At 37.1% G+C, this 17678-nt stretch carries 18 protein-coding genes and 1 tRNA gene; 9 read left to right on the top strand and 10 right to left on the bottom strand.

Features of this window, described 5'->3' with window-relative positions; translation table 11 throughout:
- Positions 1–189: 189 nt before the first annotated feature.
- From SVZ03_06510 to gap, 5 genes are all read right to left on the bottom strand, one after another.
- Positions 190–330: a hypothetical protein gene (locus SVZ03_06510; protein ID MDY6933860.1), complete on the bottom strand. Its 141-nt coding sequence runs from the start codon at positions 328–330 to the stop codon at positions 190–192.
- Between the two features lie 128 nt (positions 331–458).
- Complete coding sequence (locus SVZ03_06515) at positions 459–647, bottom strand: ferredoxin (GenBank protein MDY6933861.1); 189 nt, start codon at positions 645–647, stop codon at positions 459–461.
- Between the two features lie 291 nt (positions 648–938).
- Positions 939–1298, bottom strand: a complete 360-nt coding sequence (gene secG / locus SVZ03_06520; protein ID MDY6933862.1) for a preprotein translocase subunit SecG — start codon at positions 1296–1298, stop codon at positions 939–941.
- A 68-nt stretch (positions 1299–1366) separates the two neighbouring features.
- Positions 1367–2125 (bottom strand): triose-phosphate isomerase, encoded by a 759-nt coding sequence (tpiA, locus tag SVZ03_06525; protein MDY6933863.1) that lies wholly within the window; start codon positions 2123–2125, stop codon positions 1367–1369.
- A 132-nt stretch (positions 2126–2257) separates the two neighbouring features.
- Positions 2258–3268 (bottom strand): type I glyceraldehyde-3-phosphate dehydrogenase, encoded by a 1011-nt coding sequence (gap, locus tag SVZ03_06530; GenBank protein ID MDY6933864.1) that lies wholly within the window; start codon positions 3266–3268, stop codon positions 2258–2260.
- Between the two features lie 535 nt (positions 3269–3803).
- On the opposite strand from gap, the gene SVZ03_06535 reads away from it, so the two are divergent.
- Positions 3804–4709 carry a glycosyltransferase family 2 protein gene (locus SVZ03_06535; GenBank protein MDY6933865.1) on the top strand — a complete coding sequence of 302 codons (906 nt, stop codon included), beginning with the start codon at positions 3804–3806 and terminating at the stop codon, positions 4707–4709.
- A gap of 105 nt (positions 4710–4814) precedes the next feature.
- Here SVZ03_06535 and tnpA read toward each other — a convergent pair whose 3' ends face one another.
- Positions 4815–5102, bottom strand: coding sequence for an IS200/IS605 family transposase (tnpA, locus tag SVZ03_06540; protein MDY6933866.1), 288 nt, complete (start codon positions 5100–5102; stop codon positions 4815–4817).
- 448 nt (positions 5103–5550) lie between these two features.
- Here tnpA and SVZ03_06545 point away from each other — a divergent pair, with 448 nt between their 5' ends.
- Together SVZ03_06545 and SVZ03_06550 are read left to right on the top strand one after the other, a co-directional pair.
- On the top strand, positions 5551–5706 hold the full coding sequence (locus tag SVZ03_06545; GenBank protein ID MDY6933867.1) for a hypothetical protein: 156 nt from the start codon (positions 5551–5553) through the stop codon (positions 5704–5706).
- A gap of 6 nt (positions 5707–5712) precedes the next feature.
- The gene (locus SVZ03_06550) at positions 5713–6246 is read left to right on the top strand and encodes a hypothetical protein (GenBank protein ID MDY6933868.1); all 534 of its coding nucleotides are present in this window, start codon (positions 5713–5715) and stop codon (positions 6244–6246) included.
- Between the two features lie 264 nt (positions 6247–6510).
- Here the strand turns inward: SVZ03_06550 and SVZ03_06555 are convergent, their stop codons facing one another.
- The 4 genes from SVZ03_06555 to SVZ03_06570 form a co-directional block, all read right to left on the bottom strand.
- A complete protein-coding gene (locus SVZ03_06555; GenBank protein ID MDY6933869.1) occupies positions 6511–7611 on the bottom strand; it encodes an ATP-dependent 6-phosphofructokinase in 1101 nt (366 codons plus the stop codon).
- A gap of 223 nt (positions 7612–7834) precedes the next feature.
- The gene (locus SVZ03_06560; protein ID MDY6933870.1) at positions 7835–8461 is read right to left on the bottom strand and encodes a hypothetical protein; all 627 of its coding nucleotides are present in this window, start codon (positions 8459–8461) and stop codon (positions 7835–7837) included.
- 121 nt (positions 8462–8582) lie between these two features.
- A tRNA-Pro gene (locus tag SVZ03_06565) sits at positions 8583–8656 on the bottom strand.
- 409 nt (positions 8657–9065) lie between these two features.
- Complete coding sequence (locus SVZ03_06570) at positions 9066–10928, bottom strand: carboxypeptidase-like regulatory domain-containing protein (protein MDY6933871.1); 1863 nt, start codon at positions 10926–10928, stop codon at positions 9066–9068.
- Positions 10929–11643: 715 nt separating this feature from the next.
- Here SVZ03_06570 and SVZ03_06575 point away from each other — a divergent pair.
- The 6 genes from SVZ03_06575 (at position 11644) to SVZ03_06600 (ending at position 17598) form a co-directional block, all read left to right on the top strand.
- Positions 11644–13041, top strand: coding sequence for a hypothetical protein (locus SVZ03_06575; protein MDY6933872.1), 1398 nt, complete (start codon positions 11644–11646; stop codon positions 13039–13041).
- Positions 13042–13052: 11 nt separating this feature from the next.
- Positions 13053–13487: a hypothetical protein gene (locus SVZ03_06580; protein ID MDY6933873.1), complete on the top strand. Its 435-nt coding sequence runs from the start codon at positions 13053–13055 to the stop codon at positions 13485–13487.
- 133 nt (positions 13488–13620) lie between these two features.
- Positions 13621–14445 carry a PilZ domain-containing protein gene (locus SVZ03_06585; protein ID MDY6933874.1) on the top strand — a complete coding sequence of 275 codons (825 nt, stop codon included), beginning with the start codon at positions 13621–13623 and terminating at the stop codon, positions 14443–14445.
- Between the two features lie 89 nt (positions 14446–14534).
- Positions 14535–14897, top strand: coding sequence for a hypothetical protein (locus SVZ03_06590; GenBank protein MDY6933875.1), 363 nt, complete (start codon positions 14535–14537; stop codon positions 14895–14897).
- 278 nt (positions 14898–15175) lie between these two features.
- Positions 15176–16390, top strand: a complete 1215-nt coding sequence (locus tag SVZ03_06595; protein ID MDY6933876.1) for a CoA transferase — start codon at positions 15176–15178, stop codon at positions 16388–16390.
- Complete coding sequence (locus tag SVZ03_06600; protein MDY6933877.1) at positions 16390–17598, top strand: CoA transferase; 1209 nt, start codon at positions 16390–16392, stop codon at positions 17596–17598. Before SVZ03_06595 ends, SVZ03_06600 begins: the two co-directional genes overlap by 1 nt.
- Positions 17599–17678 lie beyond the last annotated feature (80 nt).

A 17678-nucleotide genomic window follows, 5' to 3' on the forward strand; every position in this document is an offset into this window, starting at 1 on the left:
CACCTTTGGGCGATTCTTTGGATTTTTTTACAGGAATAATAACTTAATCGCAAAATAATTTATGTATTCAGGGATATATCATTATTTGTGAAATTATATATCGCTTCCATCTATTTATATAACATTTATCAAGTAATAGTAGGAGGAGAATATCTAATGTTCTGCTTTGTGTAATTTTAACGAAATATTTTATAGATCTTGTCGCTTTATATCATTTTTACAATTAAGACATTTTGTGAATTCCTTTGGAATTCCAAAATCAATAAAAACATGTCGCACAAATCCGCATTTGCATTTATAGGCAAAGGTCCTAATGTTTGGTTCTCCCATTTATGAACATCCTATTTAAATTTTGTAAACTTCCCCTTCTCGAATGAAGGGGAAGTAATATGCCTCTATTTAATTATTCGTTATTATTCAATAATCTCTTTAATATCAGAGTATTTAATTTATCTTATCTACTCTTTCCATTTAATGCACTCAGAGGGACAATCATCAATAACCTCTTGAATCTGCTCTTCACTTGCTCCATTAGGATTATGAACAACGCTGACATCTCCCTTCATCTCGAAAACATCGGGAAGGGTATCCACACAGAGTTCACAACCTGTACATTCACTCTCATCAACGTAAACTTCTTTAGCCATATGCGAAAATCCTCCTTAAATCTAATAAGATATGTGTGATTTTAAATTAGAATCAACTATTCAGCCGCTTGTACACAAAGAATAATATTTATGAGTTATAAGCAAAAGTATTGATATCCTTAAGCATAATCGACAATTGGTATTAATCATAGTAATTTCCGTCATAAAGCAATTTACAATAGTAATTCCTGAAAGTTATGCTTATCCTCTTAATACTTCGTGAATCTCTAGCAATTACTCTGAATAATTACATTCATTTAAATTATGTTATAGTCTCCCTTTCATAGGAGATTATTTATTACCATTGCTCTGCATTTCGTTTTGTGGTTGATCTTTACTCTTTTCATTATTGTCTATACCTTCTTTAAATTCAGCGGGTTTGGATTCCTCAGATGTAAAATCTTTTTCCAGGGAACTAAGCTTAAAGGATTCAAGGACTGCCAAACCCAGAGAACTTACCATAAAGAGGCCAACCATAATAGATGTAACTTTAGTAATAACATCTGATGTAGATGACCCAAACGTAGATTGGCTTGAACCACCTAATATACCCATTCCTGCACTCTTATCCGATTGAAGAAGAATTATTATTACCAATAATACAGCTAAAATCATAAAGAATACCGTTATTACTGATATCAAAATATCCATATATATGCACCTCTGAAGTTTATTGCAAAATATAATGAGTTCACTTAATAAATTATATTAGAACACAACTATCTATCTACATGAATTATGTCAAGAAAAGATTTTGACTTTAAACTAGCTCCGCCAACCAAAACCCCATCGATTTCATTCATTGAATACAGGCCCTTAATATTGTCTGGACTAACTGAGCCGCCATATAGAATTGGTATCTCTTGGGCTAATTTATCATTATAAAGATTCATAAGCGTTTTTCTTATAAAATGATGCATGGATTCAGCAATCTCCGGTGTAGCGACCTTCCCTGTACCAATGGCCCAAACTGGTTCATAGGCAATAATCAGGTTTTGTATGTTTTCCTCACTGATATCCTTCAGTGCCTCCTGTACCTGTTTTTTTACAACATCATCAGACAATCCCTTTTCCCTATCCTCAAGGAGTTCACCCACACATAGTATAGGATTTAGATTATATTCAAAGGCTGCCTTAACCTTTCTCTCAACATCATCATTAGTCTCCCCAAAGACATGCCTTCTCTCCGAATGGCCGATTAAAACATATTTTGCGCCAACGTCCTTTACCATCATCGGTGATATCTCACCTGTAAAAGCGCCTTCTTTCTTATAATAAATATTCTGAACACCAACCTCTACTATTGTGTTCTTGCATTTATCAATGATTTCCTTCACGTATATAGAGGGCGGGAAGATTATCACTTCCCTTTCCCCAATATCATCTAAACCGCTAATAATGTCATTTGTCAGCTCTATGGCCTCTTGGAAGCATTTATTCATCTTCCAATTCCCTGCGAATATCATTCTTCTTCCCAACTTCAGCCTCCTTCGCATCAAAACTGATTACAATATTATTGTAGGTATATAACAGCGCTTTTATAAAAAATAATTACTCCTCCATTGAAGGCGGAGGAGTGTAAAAGGATAATAATAATTTGGTTTCAAGTCCTATTTCATAATATATTTTACTAAATCAACTACCCTGTTGGAATACCCCCATTCGTTATCATACCAACTCAGGATCTTTATCATATTTTTATCAATAATTGAAGAAGCCGGGGCGTCAACAATTGATGAAAAGGAGTTGCCTGTAAAATCTACTGATACCAATTCCTCCTCACAAACATCCAGAATGCCCTTCATATGATTTTTTGCAGCTTCCTTAAGGGCTGAAATAACATCGTCCTTGGATATGGAAGCATTTACTGTGCAAACGAAATCTACTATAGATACATTTGGAGTGGGAACTCGAATCGCAAGGCCATCGAGCTTTCCCTTCAATTCAGGGATAACCAGTGTAACAGCCTTCGCTGCTCCTGTTGTTGTTGGTATCATGGATAGTGAAGCAGCTCTGGCTCTCCTGAAATCAGAATGAGGCAGGTCAAGTAGTCTTTGATCATTTGTATAGGAATGTACTGTTGTCATTAAACCCTTTTCCACTCCAAAGGAATCATTTATAACCTTTACAATTGGAGCAAGACAGTTAGTGGTACAGGATGCATTGGAAATGATATGATGTTCTTTCGGATTGTATTTATCCTCATTAACACCAAGCACAATCGTAATATCCTCATCCTTGGCAGGCGCGGTAATAATGACCTTCTTTGCCCCTGCATTGATGTGAGCCATGGCTTTGTCCTTGCTTCTGAATATGCCGGTAGCTTCAACTACAACATCAACCCCTTCTGACTTCCATGGAAGCTTATTGGGATCCTTTTCAGAATGAACCTTGATCTCATTACCATTAACAATGATGGATTGATCAGTATGAATAATGTCACCCTTGAAAATGCCAAAAATTGAATCATACTTCAATAGATGTGCCAAGGTAGCAGCATCAGTAAGGTCATTTATGCTTGCTACTTTTATGTCTCCATACTTATTTTGATCCTGTGTGATAGCACGTAAAACATTGCGACCTATTCGTCCAAATCCGTTAATTCCAATGGATATGCTCATAATTCAACTCCCAAATAAAATATAGTATCCGCTGATAATTTTCTGCTTATTTATGCAAATTAAAAGTACCTTTATGGATAATTGTAGCGCCCTTTGAAAATTTCAATAAATTGCCTTTAATGATATATTGAGATTATGATACGCTAAAATTACATATTTTAAAATACTCATCTCTTCTAATGCAGAAAAATAGTGCAGAGTCAATATATTTTTAGTTTTATGAAGAAATATTCTAGGATGATTCATCTAAATCACTAGATGTTACATATAATATGAAATTTATTTTTGAATGTCAAGAAAACTATACAAATTATTTCACTTTATCAATTATCTATAGAAAATAATTTATGAGTGGGTCTACTTTTTGTAAGGGGAATTATCATAGATTCATTTTTTTTCCCTTTCAAAGGGGAGTTAATATGATTCAGGTTCAAACAATTCTTCTTGACTTTGTATTTTGGATCAATAGTATAAATTACAATTGATATCCTAACTAATAATGATATAGCTATATTGTTTATAAAATGAGATGAATATGATATTTTCAATAGTTATTCCAAATTATAATCGAAAAGATGATGTGTTAAGGGCATTGGATTCCGTCTATAATCAAGATCATAACAGTTTCGAGGTAATTGTAGTAGATGATAATTCAAGCGATGATTCTGTCATATCTATAAAGAGGAGATATCCAAAGACTAGGATCATTACTCTTAATAAAAATCAGGGGCCAGCCGTTGCCAGGAATATGGGCATAAGGGATGCAAAAGGGGATATAATTATCTGCATAGATAGTGATGTAATGTTCCAGGATAGGGATGGTTTACACAAGATAGATCAGAAATTTGCAGAAAATACTCAAATAGCCTGCCTGGCATTTAGAATTCTTAAACACTATAACAAAGAAGATGATATAGATAGATGGTGGCATCCCATGCCATTAGATGATTATTATGATAAAGAATTCTATTCCGATTATTTTAGTGGAACAGGGGTCGCTTTTAGGAAAGAGGTCTTTGAAAAGGCCGGCCTGTTTTCAGAGGATTTATTTATGCATAATGAAGAGCCTGATCTAGCCCTTAGGATTTTAGATAATGATTTCAATATTCTCTATTATCCCTCGGTAATAGTCTATCATAATGTAGTGAAGAATGAGTCAAGGGTTGAACGTTTAGGTATAAGAGAATACTATTATCATCGAAGAAATCAATTATGGATGGTAGTTAGGTATTATCCCTTTATCAAGGGCCTGATCTTTATAATCCCCAGGTTGATTATCACATTTATAATCGCTGCCAAAGATGGGAAACTCAAGAGTTATCTAAAGGGTATTTTTGAAGGGTTCAGATTTATTCCAAGGGAATTTAAGAGGAGGACACCCCTGAAAAAGAAGACATGGATAAGGATCAAATCAATCAAAAGGGGGATGTATGTTCCATAAATCACTCACTAAAGGAGTATAAATTATAATTTTATTATACAAGTCAACTACTACCCTCTTAAGGCGGTAGCTTGAAAAAACACTCGTAAACCGCAAGCCTACACTCTATACATTAGCCGTAAAATCGTCGACTGTGGGCTCTTTGCCATGCAGTTCTATATACTCTATTGTTACTTTATCTGTTATAGTCACAAAGCTCGCTACAAAATATCCACAAGCCCACATATGGCGTTCCCTAAATTCCCTATTCCGTCTCTTATATTCCATCAACATCTTACGAGTCGTCTTCCCCTTAATGCTTTGAACTAACTTGCTTACTGATAGATGAGGGGGAACTGATACAAAAATATGTATACTTAAGATGGTGATAATCTGTGATTTTATGCCGCAAATGAACGCAGATTAAAAGGATTGTATATTCATATGAACTTTTACAAACTAAACAAAGTTATCGTTGGCTGTTTAGTTTCAATCGCTTAAAAACTTCAAAAAAATAAAAAAATCTGTGTTTATTTGCGAAAATCTGCGGCATAAATACATGAATAAAAATCGTTAATTATACCCTTTGTCTGTATACATGATCTTTCGATACATGCTCTTTTATTATCTCAATATCATTTGCGAGATGTATCTCATGGATTAAATTTCTAATACCTTCAGCAATTCCCCCGCGAAAAAAGGCTTGTGGTATTTGGCTACTCAGACAATATGATATTTACCATCATAGATGGTATGATTCGATCTTCTGTAATTTTTTATACCGAAAATATACTAAAGCCTTCGCCTAAAGGCGAGGGTTTTTCTTCCCGTTAAAAAGAATAATTTTTTTAGAAGGTATCCCATGAGGTTTAAAAAAATATATTCGTTATTAACATCAATATTCATCATAGCTTTTATGATGAATTTCAACAGTTGTTCCTGCAACGAAGATGATGGGGGCAGCGGTTATTTTCCTTTGCCCCTGGATCAAAATGATGATGATAGTACTCCACCGTAAATTACAGTGAGCATAGATCAGTCCGATGTTACTGTAATTACAGGCAAATCCTTTCAGTTTACAGCTACAGTAACAGATGCTACCGATACCAGCGTAACCTGGTCGGTTAGCAGCGCAATAGAGAGCGATAAAGGTGTAATAGACCAGTCAGGCATGTATACTTCAGTAGATATGAATTCTTTATCCGCCAGTGCCGCAACGCTAACTGTTACTGCAACTTCAGTAGAGGACAATTCGAAATTTGATTCTATAAATATTAAGGTAGAAAAGAAATACTATATGATCGGTATAAACAGTAGTGGAGACAGCGATCCTGCATATTTATCAGTCTATAATGGCAAGCTATATTTTAGCGCTGATGGCGGGATAAATGGATATGAATTATGTTGTTATTATGAGACAACTGGAGCAGTTGAGGAGGCTGCTGATATCTATGTCGGAAGTGGAAGCAGCTTTTCTTCATATTTAACAGTCTATAATGGCAGGCTATGTTTTAGAGTTTATACAGACACAGATGGATATGAATTATGGATTTTTTAATGATTCAATAAAGATGCAATAGCGGGTATACTGAAGACAAAATTGGGAATAGTTTATAGTATTAAATCCTAAAATATTGTTTTTGGCCACACTCAAATGTTATTTGGGCTTGCGCGAAAACTGAAAGCAGAAGACTGAAGGCTGTTTCTGGGCGCCGCAAGCGCTGAGCGCGCTGACAGCAGCGGGGGCTACCGTAAGATCGGGATTTACACCGTAAGATCGGGGTTTTGCACCGTAAGAGAGTGGAATGTGAAGTATTATTACCTATGAAAAAGGTTCTTCTCCAAAACAAGTACCCACTGCCTTGGCTATCTTTATATATTCAGAGTTCGGTGAAACCAACCTCGGATTGTCAGCTACCTTATCAAGTGGAAAATGATTGATTTGATTGCCATTCAGACACACAGTAACACCGAATTGCTTTTCCATTACAAGCTCTAAGGCTCTACAGCCATATCTAGTGGCTAAAACACGGTCAAATGGGGTTGGCGCGCCGCCCCTTTGAATATGTCCAAGTGTTGTTACCCTGGATTCAACACCGGTTCTCTTCTCAATTTCATTTGATACAACATTGCCGATGCCTCCCAGTCGCACCACTCCGGTTCGTTTATTTCTCCTCTCTAGGATTACGATGTCACTATCTTTTTGCTTTGCGCCCTCTGCAATACAAACAATGCTATACCTTCTTCCCTCCTTGCTCCTTCTGGCAACATATTCACATACGATATCTATGCTATAGGGTATTTCTGGAATGAGAATTACATCACCCCCGCTGGCAATGCCAGAGAATAGGGTAAGCCACCCTGCTGTTCTACCCATAAGCTCGATTACCATTACTCGATGATGACTCTCGGCTGTTGTGCGAATTTTATCAATTGAAAAGGTAGCTGTCGATAGAGCAGAGTCGAAACCAAAGGTTTGATCAGTTCCCTGTACATCATTATCTATGGTTTTAGGAACACCAACAATATTAAGCCCCTTCTTGGTGAAGGAATATGACATCGTTAGCGTTCCATCTCCGCCAATACATATCAATGCAGATAGATTGTGTTTATCATAGGTCTCAATAGCCTTGTCAGAGACATCTAAGGGTTTTTCCTGGTCATTATCATAGAAGAATGAAAAGGGATTATCTCTATTGGAACTTCCAAGAATCGTGCCGCCTGAGTTAAGGATGTTGGAGACAGTCTCAAAGTTGAGTTCAATATAGTCATCTAGAACAAGCCCCCTGAAGCCATCCAAAAAACCCATAACCTCTAAATCATAATTGATTATGGCATATTTCACAACCCCTCGAATAACAGCATTAAGACCGGGGCAATCCCCTCCGGCTGTTAGTATTCCGATCCGTGGCTTTCCCATCATGATTCTCCTTATTTCCGCATATATATGGATTTATATCAATCCATCAATAAATCATATTATTCTAATATTAGGAAATAATCAAGGAAAATCTCCTAAGGCTGAGTAGAGATATCTACATAATTGTACAATAAGCGGGATGTAATGATCGCCACCCTGTCGCCCTTGTGCATGTAGGAGTCCTTATTGAATAGAATCATGATGCGATTCCCGCATTCTACATGATTCAATTGATCAATTTAGGAAATCCTTTAAGTATATCTTCCAACTCCTCTTTGTGCTTGAGCGTTGAGTTTGATAGGATTATTAAGTCATTTTTGTTGTGAAGGATATCCCTTAGTAATGACCTCTGGAATTGTGAACTAACCTCCTGATATTGTTCAGATATATTGATAATCTCTATCTTGTTAATGATCTTTTTTTTGAAAAGTGGCGCTCTAATGAATGACAGAATCTTCGGGAGGGTCTTGTTAATGATAGATGGCAGTAATCTACTTAGAATAAATAATATTAGAAAGGGTAAAAGTAATACAAGATTTGTTTTAAGCATAGTGAATATATAATCATAGGATTCTGTATTAAAGCTTCTCTCAAGCGCAATCCAGAATAGATTAACGATAGTGAGTGAGATGAAGAATGATGCCTTGCCTCTGGGTATGCCAAAAAATGCTAATCCAGATGATAATAATATAACTGCCAAGAATAGGAGCAACACCTTAAAGCCTATCATGCTTGTTACTGTTTGCATAGCGGATGTAACAATATCAATAAGTTTTACTAATGCTTCTGCCGCATCCTTGGTATCCGATAGGGTTGAAGATATCCCCATAATATTTAATCCATTGATATTCATAGAGGTTTTCCTTTGCTTGGTCTATTGGGGTTAAAAATGAGAAGATTTATTATATTGAATTAGGATGGAACTTAAAGAATATGTTTCTCATTTGGAAATAATAACGTAAACAAGAATCAATTCGGGATGGGGAGATTTGAACTCCCGGCCTCTGCGTCCCGAACACAGCGCGCTACCAAACTGCGCTACATCCCGAAATATATTGAAATACTTATATCTATTATAGATTTTTTCAATCATTTTTTTTCGATAATAAGTATCTACTCGGGTGTTTTTCATATACACTAATAGATAAAGATGTATAAAGGTGATGAGTTATGGATGTCTAAAGTATGTCATTTCGGCTATAGCGTAGCGGAATGCCGGAATCTATAGCAATTAATAGTAGGGTTTTGTTAACATTTAAGATTCCTGCATTCGCAGAGCTTGGCCCTGTGAATACAGGGGAATGACATTAGCTGAGCAGTTACGTTAATAATTAAAAATAGTAATTTCAGAAGATTCGAATGTATTTGCGGTGTTCATCATACATCATACCACATACGCCGTGCATTGGAACACCGGGCTATAAATCTATATAATGATTTGTTACCGGCTACCGGCTCTATTCCAATTCCGCGCAGGCATCATAAGGCATACATGACTTAAAGAATCCATTATTACAGCATACCCAGTCATGGCCGAACTCTGCACAGTCAAGATTAGTCGAACAGGAATCCTCGTAAGCTGAACACATGGACGAAGGCATGCATAGCTGATCATCCATGAAATCGCCGCAACACTCATAGCCATCCTGGCAGTCGGAAGTGAAATCGCACGGAGCCATGAATGAGCCCTCTTCAGCCTCGCATTCCACTCCGCTGCTGTCGTCTCCGGCCTGGGCGGTGCAACCCATTAGGGCGATTTCCTGCTCTGTGTTCACTAAAAATGAGCCGACGGGGCATTCAATTTCAACTCCTCCGTCTTCAGTTGTTTTTATTATATATTCATCGCCGTTCTCAAGAATAATTTTTGTGCCCCCTGTATCTTCATCATATGTCATGGTCCCGCAAAGCGTACCTGTAGGTCCGTAGTGTTCAAACTCTATTGCTCCTGTAATCATATTGTAATCTGATTCAACTCTGGCGCCGTTGGCAAACTCCATCTCATAAGTGGGTATACCACCTAAAAACCCGGGATCTATCACATACGAACAGGCTCCTTCAGGTGAGAAACACTCGTAAAATCGGACGAGATTCATGGCGCAGGTGCCGCTGAAAGGATTATTATCCATCCAATCGATCTCGCAATCAGCCTCGAGTAGTTCCCCGGGATCAGGGGTTCCGTTTTCGATAGGCCGTATATGCTTGCACGAGTCCTCTCCACAGTCGGCAGGATAACTGAAACATCTCTCACTACCGGCAGTGATAATGCGGGTTGTAATAGTATCTTCATATTCAGCTGTCAGTAAAACCGTTGTATCCCATTCAACTGTCATACAGTAATTTCCGTCCCGGTTCGTATACATCCACGAGTAAACGCCCCTGCCGTTATCGTCATCTCCATATTGCTGGGCGGTTATATAAGCCCCCTCTATGCCGTTGCCTTCGGAGTCCACTACCTTGCCGTAAATGCATGAAGGTGTAAAAGGATTATCGCTATTTTCGAATGAAAAATGGCTGATGCCTGCTGCGTAGGTATTTGTGAGGGCATCATAAGTCCCGTCATTATCGTGCTGTATCCAGAAACCGGATTCCATGTCAAAATACCACATGTTGATCGTGTCCGGTCTGGCGCCAGTTCCTGAAGGAAGCGGTATTTGAATGTTCACTGTCTTGCCCGGCGTCACCTGAAGTTTCTCGCCGTCCTTTTTAACAGTGACGTCCATTATTCCGTAGCTCTGCAGTATGACTTCTTCTCCATCCTTATTTTTCCCTTTCAGTACGCCTGGATACGCGTTTGCTTCCTGCTGTTTCGTAGGATCAAGAGGGGTTATATAAACATCAACTTCCCCTGAAACGACATCCCCAGACGAATCCACGAATGCGCCGGGCCCTGCCGTAAGGGAAGCATTCCTGCTCCCTTTGACAGTGCCTCCTGTTCCTGCATCCAGCCTTCCTGCCAGTTCCTGTATCGCTAATATAACTGTTATGTCTGTGGTCTCGCCTTCGATGATATCCACTATCTTCAATGTTTCGACATAGCCTTCCCGGTTGAAAAGTACTGTCTGATCCGAACCGGCCACCATTGGGATTGAGAAAGTACCGTCACTATTGCTGGTGGAGGTATTGTTCCCGCCTGTAACTGTTACTCCTTCAATTGCGTTGCCTTCTGTGTCTTTGATTGTTCCAGTTAGTCCATTCGTCACAAAAGGGATGTACATGTTTCCGTTGCTGTCGTTATCTTTGCAGGCAGTGTTGATTGCCAGAGCAACTAACATTATTAAGATAAAAACCATGGTGATTGTTTTTAATACCTGGGGTTTCATGGTGATGCCTCCTTAGAAAGAATGCATTTATTTTAATTTTATTAGGGTCTAATTCATAGCAGATCTTCTGCGGAAAAATGACCATATTAGTTTTTGATATCTTGCAACCATGCTACGAGGAGAATTTATTTTCAATTCTATTTAATAGATAAGAATATCGAATCGAAAAGTCAACCTTATTCTACACAATTGACTCGTTTTTATTAAAAGATCATGCAAATAGCCATCCAGAGAAGTAAAATGGGACACTTTATATAAAATGCTTCAAAAGGGCGTGACGTTTTTTTTAGAAAAGCAGTAAGATCAACAGATAATTAGGGGATTCTTGTCGAATTATCAAATATACTACTTGATGATAAGAATGTTGAATGAACTGGACATTTTTGTATATTAATATCAAAAAATAATATTTGAATGATTATTTTGTTAATGTTATAATTGTAATCAGAAAAATATTTAAGGGTTTTTTACAAAATAAATGCAGCAGACCTTGCTGCTATAGATCAAGAGTTTCTGTATTATTAAAATGTATAGTGAAATCCATTTGAGATTGATGAAATCACAAAGGATTTTGTAGCATAAGTATATTACCTGTCCTTGCATTAGATAATTAAAAGAGAAGCAATACTGTTACTTGAACTTAGAATTTTCAAGAGATCTCAAATAAGAAATACAACATAAACCAAGGAAGGCTTATTGTCTAAGGAGAGATAAAATGAGAAGAATATTTATTTCTGTAATATTGCTTCTATTTATTTCTAACCTTCAAATGTTCATTTTGTCACTAAAGGAGCATATATTGTATGCTGAGGCAACAACAATAATTGAAGATGAAGAAAAGAAATTCAACATATCAGGATTTATTGATCTGCAATATCAGAAACGCGATTACGAATCAAATGATAATATTATAGCCTCATATACAGGAGTAAAGGGGGGAGGTCATTTTACGCAGAATCTCCTAAATCTTTTTTTTACATTTTTTGCATCGGAGAATTGGTTAGCCTTTGCTGAGATTAGATATCTTTATACTCCTACCGGAGAAAGTGAAAGTACATTAATTGATTCGGATAATGATGGAATCCCAGATGTTATAATATCTACACCCTTTGATAATGAGGGAGCTGATTCCCAAACAGAGCAATTTAGATATGGTTCCATTCACATTGAAAGAGCCTATATTGAATGGAACTATCTACCCTACGCTACATTTCGATTTGGTCGTTACTTCACCCCTTTTGGCATTTGGAGTCAGGATCACGGTGCTCATATTATAACCAGCATACGGGTTCCTTATTTAGTTAATTTTCCATATCAAAGTATAGGAATGCCCTTAAGACAGACAGGAATTGAGTTTCTGGGTAAGATGCAGTTTGATAATACTAATTTTATGCTAGATTATGCTGCATATATTGGCAATGGTGTGTCAAATACTGATGCAATTTTTGATAATGAGGATAAGAACAAAGCCTTTGGAGGATTTCTTAACTTTACTATATTATCAATTGCTGAATTTATAGATATAGAATTTGGATGCTCAGGATACATGGGTGAGAGATCGTTGCTTCTGTACAAAACTGGTACAATTGAGGACATCCCTAGCAATGATGGCACAATGACTGCATATTATGTGGATTACCCATCATATGGAGAAAGATTTTTTGCAAAACAAATGGAAGAAGCAGCGCTAGCTCACTGCAGAATATCCATTGGCTCATTGCCATTTAATGGCCTTTTCATTGTTCAAGCAGAGGGGATGCGACAATGGATTGATGAATTTGAAGATGATCGGATAATATATACAATTTCAGGGCAACCCCGAGGGCATGAGGAATTTAAACTTGATGTCTATTACATACAAGTAGAATATCAAATATATGGTAAGGTAACCCCATACTTTAGATATCAGTCTTTACAGTCTGGGAGTAAAGACACACAATTATTAGTTTTTGCTAAACAAATGGAATCATATATTATTGGAATAAATCTTAAACCCGAACAAAGGGTTACAATCAAAGCTGAATGGTATTCGGTTAATATGCAAAGTCCATTTGATAGGAATATAAATAATAATATGGATACATATCAGGCATCTATTACTCTGGCCTTTTAATGAGGAGTTAGATGAAATTAAAGAATAAGTTACTATTACAGAGTCTGTTAATATTATATATTATCACTACATTTACCAATATGGGCTATACTAATGCTCAGGCAACTGACATAGTAGTAATTGTTAACAAGAGTCAGCCATCACTAACTCAGGGGCAGATTTTAATGATATTTACGGGCTTTAAGGATAGATGGCCCAATGGAGATAGAATAAAGGTTCTGATTAACAGGGATAGTAATATTAAAGAAGCATTCTGTTCTCAGAAGCTAAACATGACTGTAAATAAATTATATAACTTTTGGCTTAAAAAGCAGAGTCGTTCTGGAGGATCTTTACCAGAAGAGTTATCAAGCGAAAGGATAATACAATTGGTAGCAGGCAATCCGAAATATATTGGTTTTATTAAAAGATCTGAGTTAATTGCTTCAGTAAGAGAAGTGAAATAGGTTGTTAGTAATTCATGCATTCACAAACAGATACAGATAATTTAAATTTGAGTATTTGTCCAAGCAAGACTATAAGTGGGTATAATTGATAATATTTCAATTCCTGCAAATGCTTAATTTAGGAGGGAATTTGATGAATAATCTAAGGATAAGAGATCGAAGGAGATATAAGCGTTTAAGGGGAGAGTATAATGTGAGGATCAAAATGAAGGATAATGTAAAACAACAAATTGATCAGGGGAGATCAGTTGATGTTAGTGCTGGTGGAATATTAATTCAATTTAGCAAATCCATTGATATAGGTAAAATGATAAATGTCCGTTTTTTAAGACCTAATTCATTTGAATTTTTTGAGGGTGATGCTAAGGTAGTTAGATGTGAGTTGAGTAAGAATGATACCTCCTATTATCTTGGCATTGAATTTATCAATTTAACTAAGAAGGAGAAGCAGAAACTCGATTATTATCTAACTGATATTGATGACATGGATAGTAATAAATTAATTAAAGTTTTTATTGAACCAACATGGAATATTGTTTTAAATGTTAATGATCGAATTGAGGAGATTCTGCCTGATGCTTCGGTTGAGATAATTGATTCAGTTAGAATGGTCTCTACAGAACTGGTAGAGAATGCTGTTAAGTATGGTGAAACGGTACCAAATCTATCAGGTATAGAATTTGAGATTCGAATAGAGGATGATACCTTAACAGTTAAGGTAAAAAATGGAGTATTAACAGATAGAAATGTTCAGAACCTGAAATATAGCATTGAAAAAATAATGAATAGCGAGGATCGATTTACTCTATATACTAACAGATTAATCGAGTTAATGGAGAGTTCCAAGGTTTCTGAGAGCCAGCTAGGATTATATCGTATGGCCTATGAGGCTCATTGCGACCTGAACTACTCATATGATAAGAGCATATTAACCGTTAGTGCACAGATTAAAATATAATAATGGGAATTGTCTAATTACTCTTGATGCATTGATTATTATTAAGAGAAGACTCCTATACAACATTTATCTTAATCAGGAGAAAGGAAATGAAAGAATTGATATCTGGTGATCTTGTCATAAAAGTTGAGGATAACGAAAAAAGTGTAGTAATATCCTGGTTTGGCAAGAGCAGGGAGAGGGATCCTGGGGCAGTCATCAATCCATATTTTGATGAAATAATAGATAATTTTGATGGGGCTGAACTAACAATTGATTTTTTGAAATTAGAATATATGAACTCATCAACAGTTCCCAGCATTATTAAATTATTTAAGTTGCTTGATACTCGAGAGATTCCTACCAGAGTTATATACGATAAAAATTCCGGTTGGCAATGCGCATCCTTCAAGGCATTGGATACAATCGCTCAAAGTCTCAATAGTGTTACTGTTGAGGGAATTGTTCAATAAAGAGATCACTACAGACTCAAATTATTGAATTCTATTGTGATGATCATTGGTCATAGCTCTTGCCGATGATTTTTTTTATAACTTCGCCGTCAAATCAATAGGATATTTTTCAAGTTTTTCCCATTATTTCCCCTTGACTTTTGTTACAGATTCTCTAAACAGATCATATATTATGATGAATTCACTTATGATATGAGTGTGTTTTATTAATGTAGGGTTAATATTTACAATATTATTCCCAAGAAAATAAAAGATATCTTTAAGGGTGGAGGTGTAATATGTCAACAATGGCTTTAGATGGAGTAAAGGTATTGGAATTTGCTGGATTTATCTCTGGTCCCTATTGCTCCAAACTCATAGCTGATCTTGGCGCTGAAGTAATTAAGCTAGAGGATCCTAAAGGTGGAGACGATGCCAGGGGTAGGGGACCCTTTTTAGGTGATATGCCGCATAGAGAGAGAAGTGGGCTATTCCTGTATCTAAACACGAACAAAATGGGAATAACGATGGATATCAATACTAAAAGGGGTAGAGAGATATTTAAAGAGATGATAGTTGAGATGGATGTATTGATTGAGGACAATCCACCTTCAGTTATGAAAAAGCTTGAATTGTCATATCAACATCTAAAGGAGATCAATCCAAAATTAATCATGACATCCATTACCCCTTTTGGACAAACAGGGCCATATCGAGATTATAAGGCATACAATCTTAATTTATCACATGTTGCTGGCGGAGGATTTATGAATCCCCTTGGTTCATCAAATTATGATAGAGAACCGATAAAGGCCCCTGGGTTTATGGATGATTATTTATGTGGACTCAGCGCTGCAACAGCAACCCTAAGTGCAATATTTAGTCGATCAATTACAGGTGAGGGGCAACATATCGACATTTCGAAGCAACAGGCCTTAATTAATTTGGATAGGGTTGAATTCGATCATTATCCGAACCAGGGGAAGATCGCCCATCGGGTACCTACAGAGGTGTATGAAGGGGGATTAAGTTATATTAAGTGTAAGGATGGATATGTGGTAGCCGTAGCGATGAACGATCGCCAATGGGAATCGATCGTAAATATGATGGGTCAGCCGGAATGGGCTAAGGATGAGAGGTTTGCCTCAATGGAATCTCGCATTGAACACTCGGAAGTTCTTCAAACACTTATGGGTGAAGAATTATTGAATTTTACTAAGGAGGAGATATATCATGGTGGTCAGATCGGTGGGGGGATGGTTGGTATGGTATGCTCAATCGATGAGGTTGTCAATAGCAAGCAATTAAGTACGCGTGGATTTTTTGTAGATATAGATCACCCTGAAGCTGGGAGACTCAAATATCCATCCGCTTCATATCAATTTTCAAAAACTCCCTGGAGGGTTAGAATGGCAGCTCCCCTCCTCGGTGAACACAACGAAGAGATATATATTAATCGTTTGGGATATAGCGATGATGAATTTGTAAAATTAAGGATGGGAGGTGTCATATAATGGAACAGCCATTACAGGGAATAAGAATAGCTGACTTTAGCCAAATTTGGGCAGGACCTTACGCTACTATGTTACTATCTCAAATGGGCGCTGAGGTAATAAAAATAGAGAGTGATACCCGGCCTGATTTTGCCAGATTTCAATCTATTACTACCCAACAATTTTCCTTTGAGAAGGAAAAATCGACAATATTTCATGATCTGAATTTAAATAAATATAGCATAACACTCAATATTACAGTTCCCAAGGGAGTTGAATTAGCCAAGAGGCTTGTTGCACTCAGCGATATCGCAATAGACAACTTTCGCCCGGGTGTGATGGATAAACTTGGAATGGGCTATGATATTTTGAAAGAGGTTAGACCGGACCTGATATATCTAGCATCCTCCACTAGGGGAAGCGAGGGGCCTGAGAGCCGATACGCAGGATTTGCTGTCAGCTTTGCAGCCCTAAGCGGCACAGCATATCTTAATGGTTATCTTGATGATATGCCACATCCAATGGTTGGACGAATGGACTTGATAAGCGGGGCTACTGCCGCATTTGCTATAATGGCAGCCCTTGTGCATAGGCAAAAAAGCGGGGAGGGGCAGTACATTGATCTATCCTCTACAGAATCTATTAGCGTCTTACTCGGTGATAAGATTATGGATTATACTATGAACCAGAGGGTTGCCTCGCCGATGGGGAATCAAGATAGCATCATGGCCCCACATAATTGTTATCGATGTAAAGGGGAGGATAAATGGGTTAGCATAGCAATTTGTAATGATGATGAATGGAAAGCATTCTGTGATGTAGTCGATCATCTGGATTGGACAAGGGATGAGAGATTCAGTGATGCATACTCCAGAAAGCAAAATGAGAAAGAATTGGATCAATTGATTAGCCAATGGACAATGAACCACACGCATTATGAAGTAATGGAGATGCTTCAGAAATCCGGTGTGGCAGCTACTCCTTCATTGAGCAGCAAGGAGTTATATGAAGATATTCATCTTAAGGAGAGGAATTTCTCCGTTGAGGTTGAACATCCTGTTGTTGGAAGGCAGAGCGTTATCGGGGCTCCATGGGAGTTGGCTGGAATTAAGAGAGAATACAGTGCATCACCAACATTCGGTCAACATACAGATTATGTATTCTCTGAGCGTCTCGGTTTATCAGAGGATGAGATATCCAAGTTGAGGGAGGAGATGGTCATCTTTTAGATTAAGAATTTATAAAAATTGAATTAAAAATAATAAAAAGCCACATTCGATTTATTCTCATGTGGCTTTTTTATTGTTTT

Source organism: Spirochaetota bacterium (genome assembly GCA_034190085.1).
Classification (GTDB): Bacteria; Spirochaetota; UBA4802; order UBA4802; family JAFGDQ01; genus JAXHTS01.

Bases quoted from the DNA above. Each gene is read 5' to 3' on its own strand.
- SVZ03_06510 (MDY6933860.1), bottom strand. From the start codon at position 330: ATGGGAGAACCAAACATTAGGACCTTTGCCTATAAATGCAAATGCGGA.
- SVZ03_06515 (MDY6933861.1), bottom strand. From the start codon at position 647: ATGGCTAAAGAAGTTTACGTTGATGAGAGTGAATGTACAGGTTGTGAA.
- secG (MDY6933862.1), bottom strand. From the start codon at position 1,298: ATGGATATTTTGATATCAGTAATAACGGTATTCTTTATGATTTTAGCT.
- gap (MDY6933864.1), bottom strand. From the start codon at position 3,268: ATGAGCATATCCATTGGAATTAACGGATTTGGACGAATAGGTCGCAAT.
- SVZ03_06535 (MDY6933865.1), top strand. From the start codon at position 3,804: ATGATATTTTCAATAGTTATTCCAAATTATAATCGAAAAGATGATGTG.
- SVZ03_06545 (MDY6933867.1), top strand. From the start codon at position 5,551: ATGAGGTTTAAAAAAATATATTCGTTATTAACATCAATATTCATCATA.
- SVZ03_06555 (MDY6933869.1), bottom strand. From the start codon at position 7,611: ATGATGGGAAAGCCACGGATCGGAATACTAACAGCCGGAGGGGATTGC.
- SVZ03_06560 (MDY6933870.1), bottom strand. From the start codon at position 8,461: ATGAATATCAATGGATTAAATATTATGGGGATATCTTCAACCCTATCG.
- SVZ03_06570 (MDY6933871.1), bottom strand. From the start codon at position 10,928: ATGAAACCCCAGGTATTAAAAACAATCACCATGGTTTTTATCTTAATA.
- SVZ03_06575 (MDY6933872.1), top strand. From the start codon at position 11,644: ATGAGAAGAATATTTATTTCTGTAATATTGCTTCTATTTATTTCTAAC.
- SVZ03_06580 (MDY6933873.1), top strand. From the start codon at position 13,053: ATGAAATTAAAGAATAAGTTACTATTACAGAGTCTGTTAATATTATAT.
- SVZ03_06585 (MDY6933874.1), top strand. From the start codon at position 13,621: ATGAATAATCTAAGGATAAGAGATCGAAGGAGATATAAGCGTTTAAGG.
- SVZ03_06590 (MDY6933875.1), top strand. From the start codon at position 14,535: ATGAAAGAATTGATATCTGGTGATCTTGTCATAAAAGTTGAGGATAAC.
- SVZ03_06595 (MDY6933876.1), top strand. From the start codon at position 15,176: ATGTCAACAATGGCTTTAGATGGAGTAAAGGTATTGGAATTTGCTGGA.
- SVZ03_06600 (MDY6933877.1), top strand. From the start codon at position 16,390: ATGGAACAGCCATTACAGGGAATAAGAATAGCTGACTTTAGCCAAATT.